Annotated in this window: 14 protein-coding genes; 5 read left to right on the plus strand and 9 right to left on the minus strand. The window is 62.3% G+C overall.

Features of this window, described 5'->3' with window-relative positions:
• The coding region (locus LJF34_RS11040) for an integrase core domain-containing protein (RefSeq protein ID WP_231186313.1) at positions 1-119 on the plus strand (119 nt) is incomplete at its 5' end.
• A 384-nt stretch (positions 120-503) separates the two neighbouring features.
• On the opposite strand, the gene LJF34_RS11045 is transcribed toward LJF34_RS11040, so the two are convergent.
• From LJF34_RS11045 to LJF34_RS11070, 6 genes are all read right to left on the minus strand, one after another.
• Entirely contained in the window at positions 504-893 is a 390-nt protein-coding gene (locus tag LJF34_RS11045; protein ID WP_231185069.1) for a hypothetical protein, read from the minus strand.
• Between the two features lie 52 nt (positions 894-945).
• Positions 946-2,367 (minus strand): aminomethyl-transferring glycine dehydrogenase subunit GcvPB, encoded by a 1,422-nt coding sequence (gene gcvPB, locus LJF34_RS11050; protein ID WP_231185070.1) that lies wholly within the window; start codon positions 2,365-2,367, stop codon positions 946-948.
• A complete protein-coding gene (gene gcvPA / locus LJF34_RS11055) occupies positions 2,367-3,755 on the minus strand; it encodes an aminomethyl-transferring glycine dehydrogenase subunit GcvPA (RefSeq protein WP_231185071.1) in 1,389 nt (462 codons plus the stop codon). Before gcvPA ends, gcvPB begins: the two co-directional genes overlap by 1 nt.
• 254 nt (positions 3,756-4,009) lie before the next feature.
• The gene (gene gcvH, locus LJF34_RS11060; RefSeq protein WP_231185072.1) at positions 4,010-4,393 is read right to left on the minus strand and encodes a glycine cleavage system protein GcvH; all 384 of its coding nucleotides are present in this window, start codon (positions 4,391-4,393) and stop codon (positions 4,010-4,012) included.
• A complete protein-coding gene (gene gcvT, locus LJF34_RS11065) occupies positions 4,393-5,487 on the minus strand; it encodes a glycine cleavage system aminomethyltransferase GcvT (RefSeq protein WP_231185073.1) in 1,095 nt (364 codons plus the stop codon). The genes gcvH and gcvT overlap by 1 nt, the downstream gene beginning before the upstream one ends.
• An 88-nt stretch (positions 5,488-5,575) precedes the next feature.
• A complete protein-coding gene (locus tag LJF34_RS11070; protein ID WP_175424197.1) occupies positions 5,576-5,743 on the minus strand; it encodes a hypothetical protein in 168 nt (55 codons plus the stop codon).
• A gap of 73 nt (positions 5,744-5,816) precedes the next feature.
• On the opposite strand from LJF34_RS11070, the gene LJF34_RS11075 reads away from it, so the two are divergent.
• Entirely contained in the window at positions 5,817-6,260 is a 444-nt protein-coding gene (locus LJF34_RS11075; RefSeq protein WP_231185074.1) for a hypothetical protein, read from the plus strand.
• Here the strand turns inward: LJF34_RS11075 and LJF34_RS11080 are convergent.
• A complete protein-coding gene (locus tag LJF34_RS11080; RefSeq protein ID WP_231185075.1) occupies positions 6,236-6,430 on the minus strand; it encodes a hypothetical protein in 195 nt (64 codons plus the stop codon). The genes LJF34_RS11075 and LJF34_RS11080 overlap by 25 nt on opposite strands.
• Positions 6,431-6,634: 204 nt before the next feature.
• Between LJF34_RS11080 and LJF34_RS11085 the strand changes: the two genes are divergently transcribed.
• The gene (locus LJF34_RS11085; RefSeq protein WP_231185076.1) at positions 6,635-7,393 is read left to right on the plus strand and encodes a plastocyanin/azurin family copper-binding protein; all 759 of its coding nucleotides are present in this window, start codon (positions 6,635-6,637) and stop codon (positions 7,391-7,393) included.
• A 54-nt stretch (positions 7,394-7,447) separates the two neighbouring features.
• On the opposite strand, the gene LJF34_RS11090 is transcribed toward LJF34_RS11085, so the two are convergent.
• Both LJF34_RS11090 and LJF34_RS11095 read right to left on the minus strand, forming a co-directional pair.
• Complete coding sequence (locus LJF34_RS11090; RefSeq protein WP_231185077.1) at positions 7,448-9,142, minus strand: Na+/H+ antiporter; 1,695 nt, start codon at positions 9,140-9,142, stop codon at positions 7,448-7,450.
• A 166-nt stretch (positions 9,143-9,308) separates the two neighbouring features.
• Positions 9,309-10,898: a S8 family serine peptidase gene (locus LJF34_RS11095; RefSeq protein WP_231185078.1), complete on the minus strand. Its 1,590-nt coding sequence runs from the start codon at positions 10,896-10,898 to the stop codon at positions 9,309-9,311.
• 212 nt (positions 10,899-11,110) lie between these two features.
• Here LJF34_RS11095 and LJF34_RS11100 point away from each other — a divergent pair, with 212 nt between their 5' ends.
• Together LJF34_RS11100 and LJF34_RS11105 are read left to right on the plus strand one after the other, a co-directional pair.
• Positions 11,111-11,593, plus strand: coding sequence for an NYN domain-containing protein (locus LJF34_RS11100; RefSeq protein WP_231185079.1), 483 nt, complete (start codon positions 11,111-11,113; stop codon positions 11,591-11,593).
• A gap of 56 nt (positions 11,594-11,649) precedes the next feature.
• Complete coding sequence (locus tag LJF34_RS11105; protein ID WP_231185080.1) at positions 11,650-12,498, plus strand: TatD family hydrolase; 849 nt, start codon at positions 11,650-11,652, stop codon at positions 12,496-12,498.
• The last annotated feature ends 155 nt before the right edge of the window (positions 12,499-12,653 follow it).

Consider the following 12,653-nt stretch of genomic DNA (forward strand, 5'->3'; position numbering starts at 1 on the left):
GGGTGGGCAGTCGGCCGAGCGTTCAGCGGTGGCTTGAGCAGTTTGTGCATTACTATAACCATCAGCGACCGCATCAATCGCTTGAAAACCGAACACCTGTCGAGGAGGAGCTTAACTAGACAGTGCCGCCGATGTTTTCATCACGATAACCATACCTGTCCTGATGCTGTCAAGAAAGAACACAACCTCGGTCTCGAAAGAGATGAGTCAGCGAACACCACGCTGAAAGATAGGCGCGCATCAAATCTATACTCCGAGGTTGTGGAAGGTGACGGCTTTCGGTACGACGAGATACGTGACGAAGGCTGTCGGGGCGACAGTCGCCGTGACGCTCCCGAAACCATCTCCGATGACCGGAAATTCCGTGGATGTCCGAAAAAGGGTTCGTTACCGCTCATAGACGACGGACGCGTCGTACCGTGCGACCCGCGTTCCGTTGTCGTGGAGTTCGACGTGCAGTCGCCCGACGAGCGGAGCGGTTCCCACGGGTCGTCCGAAACCGCTCACGTTCTCCCCGCCAATACCGATGACTGCACGTCGAACAGTCGGTCCCCGTCCAACGTCACCGCAAGTTTCGAGACGTTCGCATCCGAACGCCACTGTATCGAAATGATGACTTCCCGGTCGCTACCGTGCATCGTCGGCCGAATGTCGATGAGGGCACCTTCCTTCGTTTCGTTCGTGACGGCACAGGCTTCCGACTGAAGTGTCGTCGTAGTTTGGGTGGTGCTAGATTGAGTGGTGCTAGATACTCCTATCGCGGTGTCCGTGGTAGTTCGACCGGGAGTAGAGTGGGTCGACGTCGTCGTCGTTGCCGAATCGAACATCGAACCGTTACATCCCGCGAGAAGCAAGAAGAGGACGAGACAGAGTGGTTTCAGGATTCGTTTCACCTGTCAGCAGAGGAGGAAACGAAAGATACGGTTTGTGATGTGAACCGTTCGATTAGTCGTCCAGCGCGTGCCACGAAAGCCGCAGGTTCCGTGCCGCGCTCGCTTGGTCGATGCGCCTCGCGGTGGTCTTCTGCGGTGCGGACTCCAGCGTCTCGTCGTCCTCCTCGATGACGGCGTTGAACGCGTCGGCGAGTTCGTCCAACGTCTTTCGATTCTCGATTTCCGTCGGTTCGGTCATCAGGGCCTCGGAAACGATCTCGGGCCACTTCGTCGTCGGTGGGTGGACGCCGTAGTCGAGCATCCGTTTCGCCACGTCGGCCGCATCTTGGTCGCCCGCGCTGGCGACGAACTCGTGGTGGAACGGCGAGAACGGGACCTCGTAGTCGATTTGGGAGGCGAGGTAGTTCGCGTTGAGAACGGCTTTCGCGCTGGCGTCGCTCAATCCGTTGTCACCCAATCGCGCGATGTAGGCGTAGGCCTTGATCAACACGAGCCAGTTGCCCGTGAAGCCGTGAACCTTGCCGATGGTGCGTTCGGGGTCGAAGCGCTCGTACGTTCCGTTCGTCTTTTCGACCCGCGGGGCGGGCAGGAACTCGGCCAGTTTCTCGCCGACGCCGATGGGACCGGCACCGGGACCGCCGCCCCCGTGCGGCGTGGCGAACGTCTTGTGGACGTTGTAGTGCATGATGTCGAAGCCCATGTCGCCGGGTCGGGCGCGGCCGAGGAGGGCGTTCAGGTTCGCGCCGTCGTAGTAGAGCAGGCCGCCCGCACCGTGGACGATTTCCGCGATTTGCTCGATGTCGCGCTCGAACAGGCCGAGCGTGTTCGGGTTGGTGAGCATGAACAGCGCCGTGCTGTCGCCGGTCGCCGCTTCGAGCGCCTCGATATCGACGCGGCCGTCGTCCGCGCTGGGAAGTTCGACCACGTCGTACCCGCCGAGCGCCGCGCTGGCGGGGTTGGTTCCGTGGGCGCTGTCGGGGACGATGATTTCGGTGCGTTGGTCGCCTTGGCCGTTCGCCTCGTGGAAGGCCTTCGCGACGAGGATTCCGGTGAACTCGCCCGCCGCTCCCGCGGGGGGTTGGAGGCTAACCGCGTCCATTCCGCCGATTCGGCCGAGGAAGTCCTGCAAGCCGTACAGGAGTTCGAGGGTTCCCTGGACGCTCCCCTCGGAACGGTCGGGGTGGACGCTCGCACCGGGGAGCGCCGCCACGTCCTCGGTGAACTTCGGGTTGTACTTCATCGTACAGGAACCGAGCGGGTACGGGCCGCTGTCGATACCGTAGTTCATCTGGCTCAGTCGGGTGTAGTGACGGGCCAACTCGGGTTCGGACAGTTCGGGCAGATCGAGGCTATCACGGGTCAACTCGTCGGGGAGCGACGACTCGATTTCGACCTCTTTTCCGTCCTTCTCGGACAGGAGCGGTTCGTACAGGTCCTCGTCGTCGTGTTCCCACTTCGCTTGCGTGTATTGCATTACTTCGCCACCTCCGCGAACAGCGTGACGAACTCGCCGACGGCGTGTTCGTTCACGTCGGTCACACAGACCTGTACCTCGTGTTCACCGACCTCGTGGACCGCGAAGCCGCGTTCCTCCAAGTCGGCGACGATGGGCGGCGCGGGTTGGTCGGTGCGGGCGACGAACTCGCGGAAGTGATGGCGGTCGTTCACCGGCGCTTGCACGCCGCTGATGTCGTCGAGTCGCTCGGCGAGGTCGTCGGCCAGCGTGACGCATTTCTCGGCCAACTCGACCAACCCGGACGACCCGAGATACGCGATGTGCATCGCGGTTCGGAGGGCGACCCACGCCTGATTCGTGCAGATGTTCGAGGTGGCACGCTCCCGGCGGATGTGCTGTTCGCGCGTCTGGAGGGTGAGGGTGTAGGCGCGGTTGCCGCGCGCTTCGGCGGCGTCGCCGCCTTCGCCCCGTTGCGCCGTCGGCGCAACGCTTTCTTCACTGACGCCGACGAGCCGCCCCGGAACCTGCCGGACGAACTCCTCGCGGGTGGCGAACAGGCCGAGTCCCATCCCGTAACTCGTCGGCAGGCCGAGCGTCGCGGCGTCGCCGACGACCACGTCGGCCCCCACCGCGGCGGGTTCCTGCAACAGCGCGAGCGCGACGGGGTCGGTGCCGAGACAGAACAGCGCATCGTGGTCGTGCGCGAGGGCACCGATATCCGTGAGATTCTCCTCGATGGTCCCGCGCGTCGTCGGGTTTTCGGCGTAGACGAGGACCGTCTCCTCGTCCGTCGCCTCGGCCAGCGAGTCGAGGTCCACGTTCCCGTCGTCCATCGCGTACTCGTCCACGACGAGCCCCGGCCCGTCGGTGTAGTTTTCGAGGACGCTCCGACGTTCGGGGAGGAGCGAATCGGGAACGAGAACGCGGTTGCCGCTGGTCTTTCGCACGCGTGCGGCGAGGAGTGCCGATTCTGCCAGCGCCGTCGCGTGGTCGTACATCGAGGCGTTGGCGATTTCGAGGCCGGTCAACTCGACCAGCATCGACTGGTACTCGAACAGCGCCTGTAGGAATCCCTGCGTGACCTCGGGTTGGTACTGGGTGTACGAGGTCAAAAACTCCGACCTGTCGGCGAGGTGGTCGACCAGCGAGGGGACGTAGTGGCTATAGTGGCCGCGTCCCAGAAACTCCGTCAGACTGCGGTTCTCGCCCAGTGTTCGCTGCAACTCGCGGCGGGTCGCCTGCTCAGTGCGTGTTTCGATGCCGAATTCGCCGTCGAAGCGAACCGACTCGGGGATGTCGAAGAGGTCTTCGACGCTCCCGACACCGACAGCATCGAGCATCGCCGCCGTCTCCTCGGCCGTGTGCGGTGCGTACGGACTTCCCGTACTCGCGTTGCCTCCGGTCATTGATTCCGGCTAGGGAGCGCACCCTTTTAATATGCGAGGAAAGCGACCGCGCGAGTTGCACAGTTATGTATACATTCGTACTGTCGTCGCCGTGAGAGGCGGTAAAGTATGCACGGAAACGCAAACGAAGGGGGAATCTTCCCGGTCAGTCATTCGGATTCTATCGCCGGGCAACGACGACGTCCGACCGTCCGCCGTCGCTCGGCTATCGTCGTGACGTCGGGCGAAAAAGCGAGTGACTCGGTCGGAGAGCGTTACTCTATCTGCTCGCGGTACTCGTCCGCGGAGAGGAGGTCGTCCAGTTCGCCCTCGTCGTCGAGTTCGACTTCGAGCATCCATCCGTCGCCGAACGGGTCCTCGTTGACGAGTTCCGGGGTGCTCTCCAACTCGTCGTTGACGGCCGTGACGGTTCCGGAAACGGGCGAGTAGAGGTCCGAAACCGCTTTGATGCTCTCGACGACGCCGAGGTCGCCTTCCTGTTCTAGTTCGTCACCTTCGGAGGGAAGTTCGACGAACACGACGTCGCCCAGTTCGTCCTGTGCGAAATCGGTGATGCCGATTTTCCCGGTTCCGTCGTTTACTTCCACCCATTCGTGCGATTCAAGATACTTGCGGTTTTCTGGTACTTCGAAGCTCATTATTTGTCTTTCAGAAACGGCGTGCTCTCAACCTTTGCCTTTTTCGACTGTCCGCGCACCATCACGCGGATGACGGTTCCGGGGTCCGCGTAGTCCGTCGGAACGTATCCCAGACCGATGGGTTCGCCGAGCGTCGGACTCATCGTCCCGCTCGTGACCGTCCCGATGATGGTGTCTTCGGTACTCGTGATGTCGTAGCCGTGTCGTGGAACGCCCCTGTCCACGAGTCGGAATCCGACGAACGTCTCCCCGACGCCCTCCTCTTTCGCCTGTTCGAGCGCATCACGGCCCACGAACTCCGTATCGAGTTTCACCGTGAAACCTACTTTGGCCTCGTAGGGGTTCCGCGGGTCGTCTTCGTAGTCGAAATCCTGCCCCGAGAGTAGATAGCCCATCTCGGTTCGGAGCGTGTCGCGCGCGCCGAGCCCGCAGGGCTGACAGTCGAAGGCGTCCCAGACGGTTTCGGCCTCGTCCGACGGCAGGATGAGTTCGTATCCGTCTTCGCCCGTGTAACCGGTGCGGGCAACCCAGCACCGAACGCCCGCGACGTTCGCGTACTCCGCTTCGAACTTCGAGAGGTCGGCGAGCGACTCGTCCGCGGCCTCGTTTACCGCATCGGCCGCGTCGGGGCCTTGGACCGCGTACATCGCGTAGTCGTCCGTCGCGTTGCGGATTTCCGCGTCCAGATCCCACTCGCTACGGAACCGCTTCCAGCGGTCGTGCATCATCTCGTCGTGGCCGGCGTTGGGGATGAACAGGAACTCCGCGCCGTCGTCCTCCGGCAGTCGGTAGAGAACGGTGTCGTCCATGATGATGCCGTCCTCGTCGGTTATCATCGCGTACTGGGAGTCACCGGGCGACAACTGGGTCACGTCGTTGGTCGTCAATCGTTGCATGAGACGCTCGGCATCGGGTCCGCTGACCTCTATTTCCCCCATGTGGGAGACGTCGAAGATGCCGACGGAGTGCCGGACGCTCTCGTGTTCTTGCTTTATCGAATCGAATTCGACCGGCATATCCCAGCCGCCGAACTCGGTGAACGTCGCGCCCCGCTCGTCGTGTCGGTCGCGCAACGGCGGTTTCCGAAGGGGCATACCCGAACCCTCGAAGCGTAGTAAGTAATGTTTTGTTTTCTCCCCCGCGACTGCCGGGGTCGATTCGAGACCGTTGTCTCCTGCCTTCTCACGCCGGTTCGACGACGATTTGCCCGTCCCGCTTCTTGAACACGAGTCGGTCGCCCTCTTTCACTTCCTCGCCCGCCTCTTCGAACTCCTCTCGAACCGCCTTGATGAGGCTGATTCGCCAGCGTTGTGTTACGGTCGTCGTGCCGAGTATCTGTTCGGACGTCATCTACATCCCCCCAAGTAATCGGTACCGTTATGGATTTGTAGCTATTTCGACTAAATAGTCACATATGACTATAATGACACAACGCCGTGTCCGTCGGATACACGACAGGGAGGCGAGGTGTGTCCTCGTCCGTGGGTGGAAGTCACCGATCGAACCACTCGATACCGTCGTCGCGTTCGATGCGGGATTCGTCGCGACGTACCGAGGGGATACTCCGAATCTTCCCGTGTACGTCACGACGCCGAAGGAGGACGGGCGAGAACGACGACGATTCGACACGCGAACGCTGTTGGACGCCACCGACTACGTGGCACGGATGCTCTCCGATGGGGTGTTCGACGCCGTTTGGTTTCGCCAACACCCACATTTGGTCGATTGTCTCCATCCGATTCGCGTCGGCGCGCTCGAACGGCGATTGGCCGAGACGGCCGAGGGGTCCGGGGCGACGCTGGTGACGTGGACGGACGAGACGACGCCCGCCAACGACGCGGTTTACGACGACATCGTCGAGTCCTGAAGTCGGTCGAACAGTCGCGTCGGGTCGCCGTCGACGTCGGTACTCTCACAGGCCGGACATTGGACACAGAACGACCAGTCGCACGGCGTCGCGTCGGTGTTCGTAACACGAGCGGCGACGTCGAGAAGCAAGACGAACGAATCGGAGTGTCCACAGTTTTGGCAGTTCATGGGTAGCGGACCGACTGGTGGATTCACGTTGTCGGCCGTCCCGGAGTGGTCCCGTTTCGCTACTTGAACGTTCGGGTCGTCTGGGGAGAAGTAGGAGAAGAGAAGAGAGGAGAGGGAGGAAAGGAAAATATTCGATTTTCAACAACTGGGAATCGGATACCGGTATTTTTTGCCGCGGACGTGTAGGTAACCCTGTATTTTCGCATGACCCCAAATCACGACAGACGGACGATGCTGAAAGCGACCGGCGCGTTGGCACTCGGAACCCCCTTCGGCGGCTGTCTCGCGCTCGGCCAACCCGATTCGAACGGCGACGGTTCCGAAGCGAATATCACCGTGACCGTCGGCAGGAACGGAAACCTCGGGTTCGAACCCCGAGACGTCACGGTCCTTCCCGGAACGACTGTGGAGTGGGTGTGGGACTCGGACACCCACAACATCTACGTGGACGACCAACCCGAGGGCGCGAACTGGCAGGGGACGCCCGGTAAAGTATCGAAGCTGTACGACGACGGATATCGCTACGCACATACCTTCGACGTACTGGGCAGGTACGAGTACTACTGCGCCCCGCACAAGGCGGCGGGGGCGACCGGAACGGTCACGGTCGCCGAATCGAAGGACGCCGACGCGGAACCGCCGGAAAACCACGCGACGAAAGCCGACCTTCCGGTCGAAGTCGGTCCCGAGGGGTACCTCGAATTCGCGCCCGGTACGGACCGTCCGCTCGCCGTCCCCGTTGGAACCGAAGTCGCCTTCGTCTGGAAGTCGGACGGCAACAATCTCGTCGTCGACGAGCAACCCGACGGCGCGAACTGGCGGGGAACGCCCGGTGGGTCGAGCGATCTCTACGACGAGGGGTACGAGTACGGCCACACCTTCGACGTTCCGGGGTTCTACAAATTCCACAGCGCGCCGTACGAGAGCGCAGGGATGATCGGCGAAATGTACGTCACGGAGTAGCCCTCCGCCGATTTCCGCCGGTTCCCGCCGATTCCCGCCGTTTCGTCCGTCGCGTCAGTCGTTGCTGGGGGTTGAATCGAGGCCGTATTCGGACGCGCGGGCGCGCCAGAACTCCTCGTAGGCTTCGTTGTCGGGGTCGTCGCGGACGGTGCTTTGGCCGGTGTCGACCCGGTCGAGTTTGAGGTCCACCTCTTGGAGCAGTCGTTCGCCGATGTCGTCGCTGATGACGCCCGAGTGCATGGCGTCCATGATGGCGCTCTTTTCCTGTTTGAGGACGCGGCGCTCGCCGACGAGGAGTTCCTCGCGGCGGAGTCCGGGATTCTCCCGGAGCAGGCGGGAGATGGTGGTGTTCAGGTCGTCCTTTTCGTTTTCGTACTCGCCGCGGAAGTCGTCGTACACGTCGCCCGGAAGGTCACCGCGGTTGTGTAGGCGCTCCGCGGCGTCGAGGGCGGAATCGACCGCCCGTGCGCGCCCGAGGAGGAGTTCGTACAGTTCCTCCGTCTCCGTCCGTGTGATGATTCCGAGGCGGTCGAGGAGGTTGCTCATCGTCAGTCCTTGGACGACGAGGCTGAACGCCGCGACGCCGAACACCATCGAGCGGAGTTCACCGATGTGCGGGAAGTCGCTTGGAAGTCCAAGCACGAGCGCGATGGGAATCGAGGCGTGCAGGCCGCCCCAGATCATCACGTGCTGGTAGGAGAACGGAATGTCGCGCCGACCGAATCGATTGACCGCAGCGGTGAAGGGATAGACGGTGACGGCGCGGACGAAGATAGTGAGAACGATGGCGATCGCGATGAGTTGCCAGTTGTTCACCATCTGGTGAATGGGCGTCTTCGCGCCGATGAGGACGAAGATGAGGGTGTTGACGAGGAACGCGGCGGTATCCCACGTGTTGAACACCGAAATCTTCGTCTGGGGACTCATGGCGTACTCCGCGCCGCGGTTACCGATGAGCAGTCCCGCAGTGACGGTGGCGATGACGCCGCTGACGTGGAGGTAGTGTTCCGCGAGCAGGAAACTGCCGTAGGCGAGGATGAGCGTGAGAACGATTTCGGTCATGTGCTCGTCCAGATTGATCATGACGCGATAGATGAGGTAGCCGGCGGCGAGGCCGACTATCAGGCCGCCGAGGCTGGCGACGATGATCTCAAGTCCCGTATTGACGAGGACCTTCGGCGTGATGAGTTCCGAGAGTTCGGTGTTGTTCTCTATCGAGTCCTTCACCAGAAGGAACAGCGCGGAGAAGACGACGACGCCGACGCCGTCGTTGAGCAGGCTCTCCCCTTCGACCAGCACCGACAGTCGTTCGGGTGCGCCCAGTTCCTCGAACAGCGCCAGCACCGACACGGGGTCGGTGGGGAGGATCATCGCGGCGAACAGCGTGGCGAGCAGGAGCGGATAACCGAACGCGTAGTGACCCAGCACCCCGAGGACGAGAATCGAGACGATGAGTCCGGGAACGGCGAGTACGAGTATCGGGACGAGGTTCTCGCGGAAGCTATCGAGGTCGGTGGTCGCCGCGCCCTCGAACAGTAACGGCGGAAGGAGGACGAGGAGGATGAGGTCGTGTGTGAGCGTGATGTCGATGTTGAGACCCAGTATCGAGACGGCGAGACCCGCGAGGAGGAGGGCGATCGTGTACGGGAATCGTCCGACCTTGGCGACGAAGATACCAACGCTCGCCGCGATGATGAAGACATCGAGGAGGTTGATGAGTCCGGCAGTGATTCCAGTCGGCGCAGCCATGGACGACGATTTGTCGTAACAACGGATAAACCGCGTGGTAGAATCACGGGAAGGATTCGCATTCGAAGTCGCCGTTGGCGGCGGGCGGTGGCCGGATGGCCGACTGTCACCGGCCGGCGTTTCCACTCACGGGGAAGCGACGGGAGAAGGGACCAATCGAAGGAGGTTACTGGAATTCCGTGATGGTCACGGTGTAGCTGCCCGACCCGCTGTAGGAATCGACGTCGATTTGGAGATCCGTCGAGGTGTCGGGACTGTCGATGGTGACCGTCTCTTGGCTGTTCGTGCTGGTGGACGAATAGTCGTAGTTGCTCGGGCTCGCGGCGCTCGTCGCACCCGTGTTGAGATAGAGGTCGAAGTCGGCACCGCTCGGGCCGTCGAGTTCCACGACGATTTGACTCGGGTTGCTGTACTCCCACGACCACGAGTAGTCGGCGTAGTCGGCGTAGCTCGATAGCGAGCCACTAACCGAATCGGACGTGGAACCGCTTCCGCCGTCGCCACCGTCGCCGCCATCGCCACCGCCGCTACCGGGCTGGGTGGTGACGGCGTTGTAGGAGTCGACGCGGCCACTGCCCTGCTTGTTCGAGGAGAGGCCCACATCGACGGCCGTGTTCTTGAGGTGGCTTCGAAGCTCCGAGTTGGTGAGGTCCCACTGGGAGAGCGTCAGACCGGCGACGCCGGCGACGACGGGCGTCGCCATCGAGGTACCGGAGAGTTTCTCGTAGGAACCGCGCGCCTCGGTGGTCGTCGAGAGGATGTCCACGCCGGGCGCACAGAGTTCGACCTTGCTACCGTACTGGGAGAAGGAAGCGAGATTGCCGTTCGAGTCGATGGCTGAGACGGCGAGACATTCGCTGTATCCCGCCGGATACGAGACGCTGCTCGACCCGTTGTTCCCCGCCGCCGCGGCGATGAAGACGCCGTTGTTGGACGCGTAGGTAACCGCGTTCTTCATCGTGCTCGTGTAGCCACCGCCGCCGAGGGACATGTTGATGACGTCGGCACCCTGGTCCGCGGCCCAGCGGATGGCATCCGCGATGTCGGACGTAGAACCGCTGCCGTCCTCGTCGAGCGCACGGCCGTTGATGAGCGAGGAGTTACCCTGTCCGGCGACGCCGGTCCCGTTGTCGATGACGCCGGCGGCGATGCCGGAGACGTGCGTCGCGTGGTACTCGTCCTGCGGCGCGTCCGGGTACGGGTCGCTGTCGTCGTCGGCGAAGTCCCTGCCGGGATTGGATTTGTAGTTGGCCGCCAAGTCCGGATGGTCGTACTGGGCACCCGTGTCGATGACGGCGACGGTGACGTCCGAACTGCCGAGGGTCGTGTCCCACGCGTCGTCGGAGTGGACCATCTGCGGCGCGTACTGCTGGCCGAATTTGGGGTCGTTCGGGGTGAGAAGCGACTCGTGCGTCGCGTTCTCCTCCGCGTATTTGATGCCGTCACGCTGTTCGATGGCGTCCATGAAGCTCTGTCGAGCGGAGTCGGGCATCGCGCTCGAGAGTTTCACCGCAACGTAGCGCAGGTGTTCGTTCTTGTGAACGACGTTGACGTCCATCGGTGCGCTCTGCGTGACGGCCTGTTCGATGTCACCGTAACCGGCCGAGACGCCGACCAGAATCTCGTCTTCTTTCGGTCCCGGACTACGACCCGGCGTCGCCACCGTCACGCCGCTGAGGGCTGCCGTCGCACCGATCGCACCGGTTGTTTTGAGGAATGTACGTCTGTCGAATCGCGATGTGTTGTCGTCTGCCATGCGTCGAGTTGACAAAAATATCATACATATTTAAATTTTATCCATTGTCCATTGTGAAATCTTCTCTTGAGGATTAATAAATAAATGTGAAATTCATTCGAACTAATTATACGACCCGGTTATATGATACGGAAATAACTCCGGACGGGTCGAAACGGCGAACGCGAGGGCGAATCGCCACCGCTATGTCCCGCTGTCGTTTAGCTCGGTGCATGAGCGGCGGCTTGCGGTCTCTCCACGAGGAAGACGACGACGAACACGACCGAACGGTGGCGCTTTTCGTCGACGGTCCGAACGTCCTTCGGGACGACTTCGACGTCGATTTGGACGACGTTCGAACCGCCGGACGGCAGCTCGGCCAACTCGCGACGACCCGTCTCTATCTGGACGAACACGCGACGCCGGGACTGATTCAGGCGGCGGAAGCGCGCGGGTTCGAGGTCGTCATCACGAGCGGCGACGTCGACGTGAAACTCGCCATCGATGCGACGGAACTCGCGCTCGACGAGCGCGTGGACGTTCTCGCCATCGCATCGCGTGACACGGATTTTAAGCCCGTCCTCGAAAAGGCGGCGCGAAACGGCATCCGAACGGTCGCCATCGCGCCCGGCGAGTACGGGCGGTCCGATGCGCTCCAGAACGCGGCCCACGAGGCGTTCGTCATCGAGGACGAAGAAGCGGAGCAGGACGAGTAGACGACCGACGAGGGGCGAACCACGGGCGTTTTTTCCGTGGAGCCCAACGTAGGCGTATGAACGACCTCGGGACGCCGGTACTCGACGACCACCTTCATTTGGACCCCGACCACGGCCGCGGTCTCGAAGCGGTCAAAGATTTCGCGCGGAGCGGCGGCACGCACCTCCTCGTCGTGAACAAGCCCTCGTGGCTGCTCGGCGTCGAGGCGGAGTCGGGCGACGATTTCCGAACCGTCTTCGACACGACGGTCGAGGTCGTGTCGCGCGCGAACGAAATCCTATCGGGACGCGCGTGGCCGGTCCTCGGCGTCCACCCCGGACTCGTCTCGAAACTCGTGGACGACCGGGGTTTCTCGGCCGCGGACGCGCGTGACTTGATGCGGGCCGGACTCGAAGTGGCGGCCGAATACGTCGCGGACGGGCGTGCCCTCGCCCTGAAGTCCGGACGGCCACACTACGACGTGACCGACGAGGTCTGGGACGCGTCGAACGCGGTCCTTCGACGCGCGCTGGAACTCGGCGCGGAAACCGGATGCGCCGTCCAACTGCACACCGAGGCGACGGAGGACCTAACCGAAGTGGCGGAGTGGGCACGGGCGGCCGGGTTGGCACCCGAACGCGTCGTCAAACACTACGCTGGCGGCGAACTGGCGGGCGTGACGCCGAGCGTGATGAGCGACAAGGACCGTCTCGAACGCGCCGCCGAGCGCGGAGACCCGTTCCTGATGGAGACGGACTTCGTCGACGACCCCGACCGGCCCGGCGCGGTGATGGGGCCGAAAACGGTGCCACGACGCGTTTCGTGGATGCAGGAACGCGGGTACGACGAAGCGATTCGGACCGCACACGTTTCCACACCCGAACTCGTGTACGGAGTTAATACCGAAGCGACGCTTTCCGACTGAGGCGACTTTTACCAGCGAAGCATCGGTTCCCCTGACATTTCAACGGAAACGGGACGCGACCCGAACCTCGTCCCGTTCGTCCCGAAACGTCCGATATTTCTGATCGAGGGTGTTTCGGTTTCATCGTTCTATCAGCTTTTCTGTCGTTTCAAACC

It is taken from the genome of Haladaptatus sp. DYF46, from assembly GCF_021083305.1.
GTDB lineage: Archaea > Halobacteriota > Halobacteria > Halobacteriales > Haladaptataceae > Haladaptatus.

Bases quoted from the DNA above. Each gene is read 5' to 3' on its own strand.
- LJF34_RS11090 (WP_231185077.1), bottom strand. From the start codon at position 9,142: ATGGCTGCGCCGACTGGAATCACTGCCGGACTCATCAACCTCCTCGAT.
- LJF34_RS11100 (WP_231185079.1), top strand. From the start codon at position 11,111: ATGAGCGGCGGCTTGCGGTCTCTCCACGAGGAAGACGACGACGAACAC.
- LJF34_RS11075 (WP_231185074.1), top strand. From the start codon at position 5,817: ATGACACAACGCCGTGTCCGTCGGATACACGACAGGGAGGCGAGGTGT.
- LJF34_RS11105 (WP_231185080.1), top strand. From the start codon at position 11,650: ATGAACGACCTCGGGACGCCGGTACTCGACGACCACCTTCATTTGGAC.
- LJF34_RS11085 (WP_231185076.1), top strand. From the start codon at position 6,635: ATGACCCCAAATCACGACAGACGGACGATGCTGAAAGCGACCGGCGCG.
- gcvH (WP_231185072.1), bottom strand. From the start codon at position 4,393: ATGAGCTTCGAAGTACCAGAAAACCGCAAGTATCTTGAATCGCACGAA.
- gcvT (WP_231185073.1), bottom strand. From the start codon at position 5,487: ATGCCCCTTCGGAAACCGCCGTTGCGCGACCGACACGACGAGCGGGGC.
- LJF34_RS11070 (WP_175424197.1), bottom strand. From the start codon at position 5,743: ATGACGTCCGAACAGATACTCGGCACGACGACCGTAACACAACGCTGG.
- LJF34_RS11095 (WP_231185078.1), bottom strand. From the start codon at position 10,898: ATGGCAGACGACAACACATCGCGATTCGACAGACGTACATTCCTCAAA.
- LJF34_RS11080 (WP_231185075.1), bottom strand. From the start codon at position 6,430: ATGAACTGCCAAAACTGTGGACACTCCGATTCGTTCGTCTTGCTTCTC.
- gcvPA (WP_231185071.1), bottom strand. From the start codon at position 3,755: ATGACCGGAGGCAACGCGAGTACGGGAAGTCCGTACGCACCGCACACG.
- gcvPB (WP_231185070.1), bottom strand. From the start codon at position 2,367: ATGCAATACACGCAAGCGAAGTGGGAACACGACGACGAGGACCTGTAC.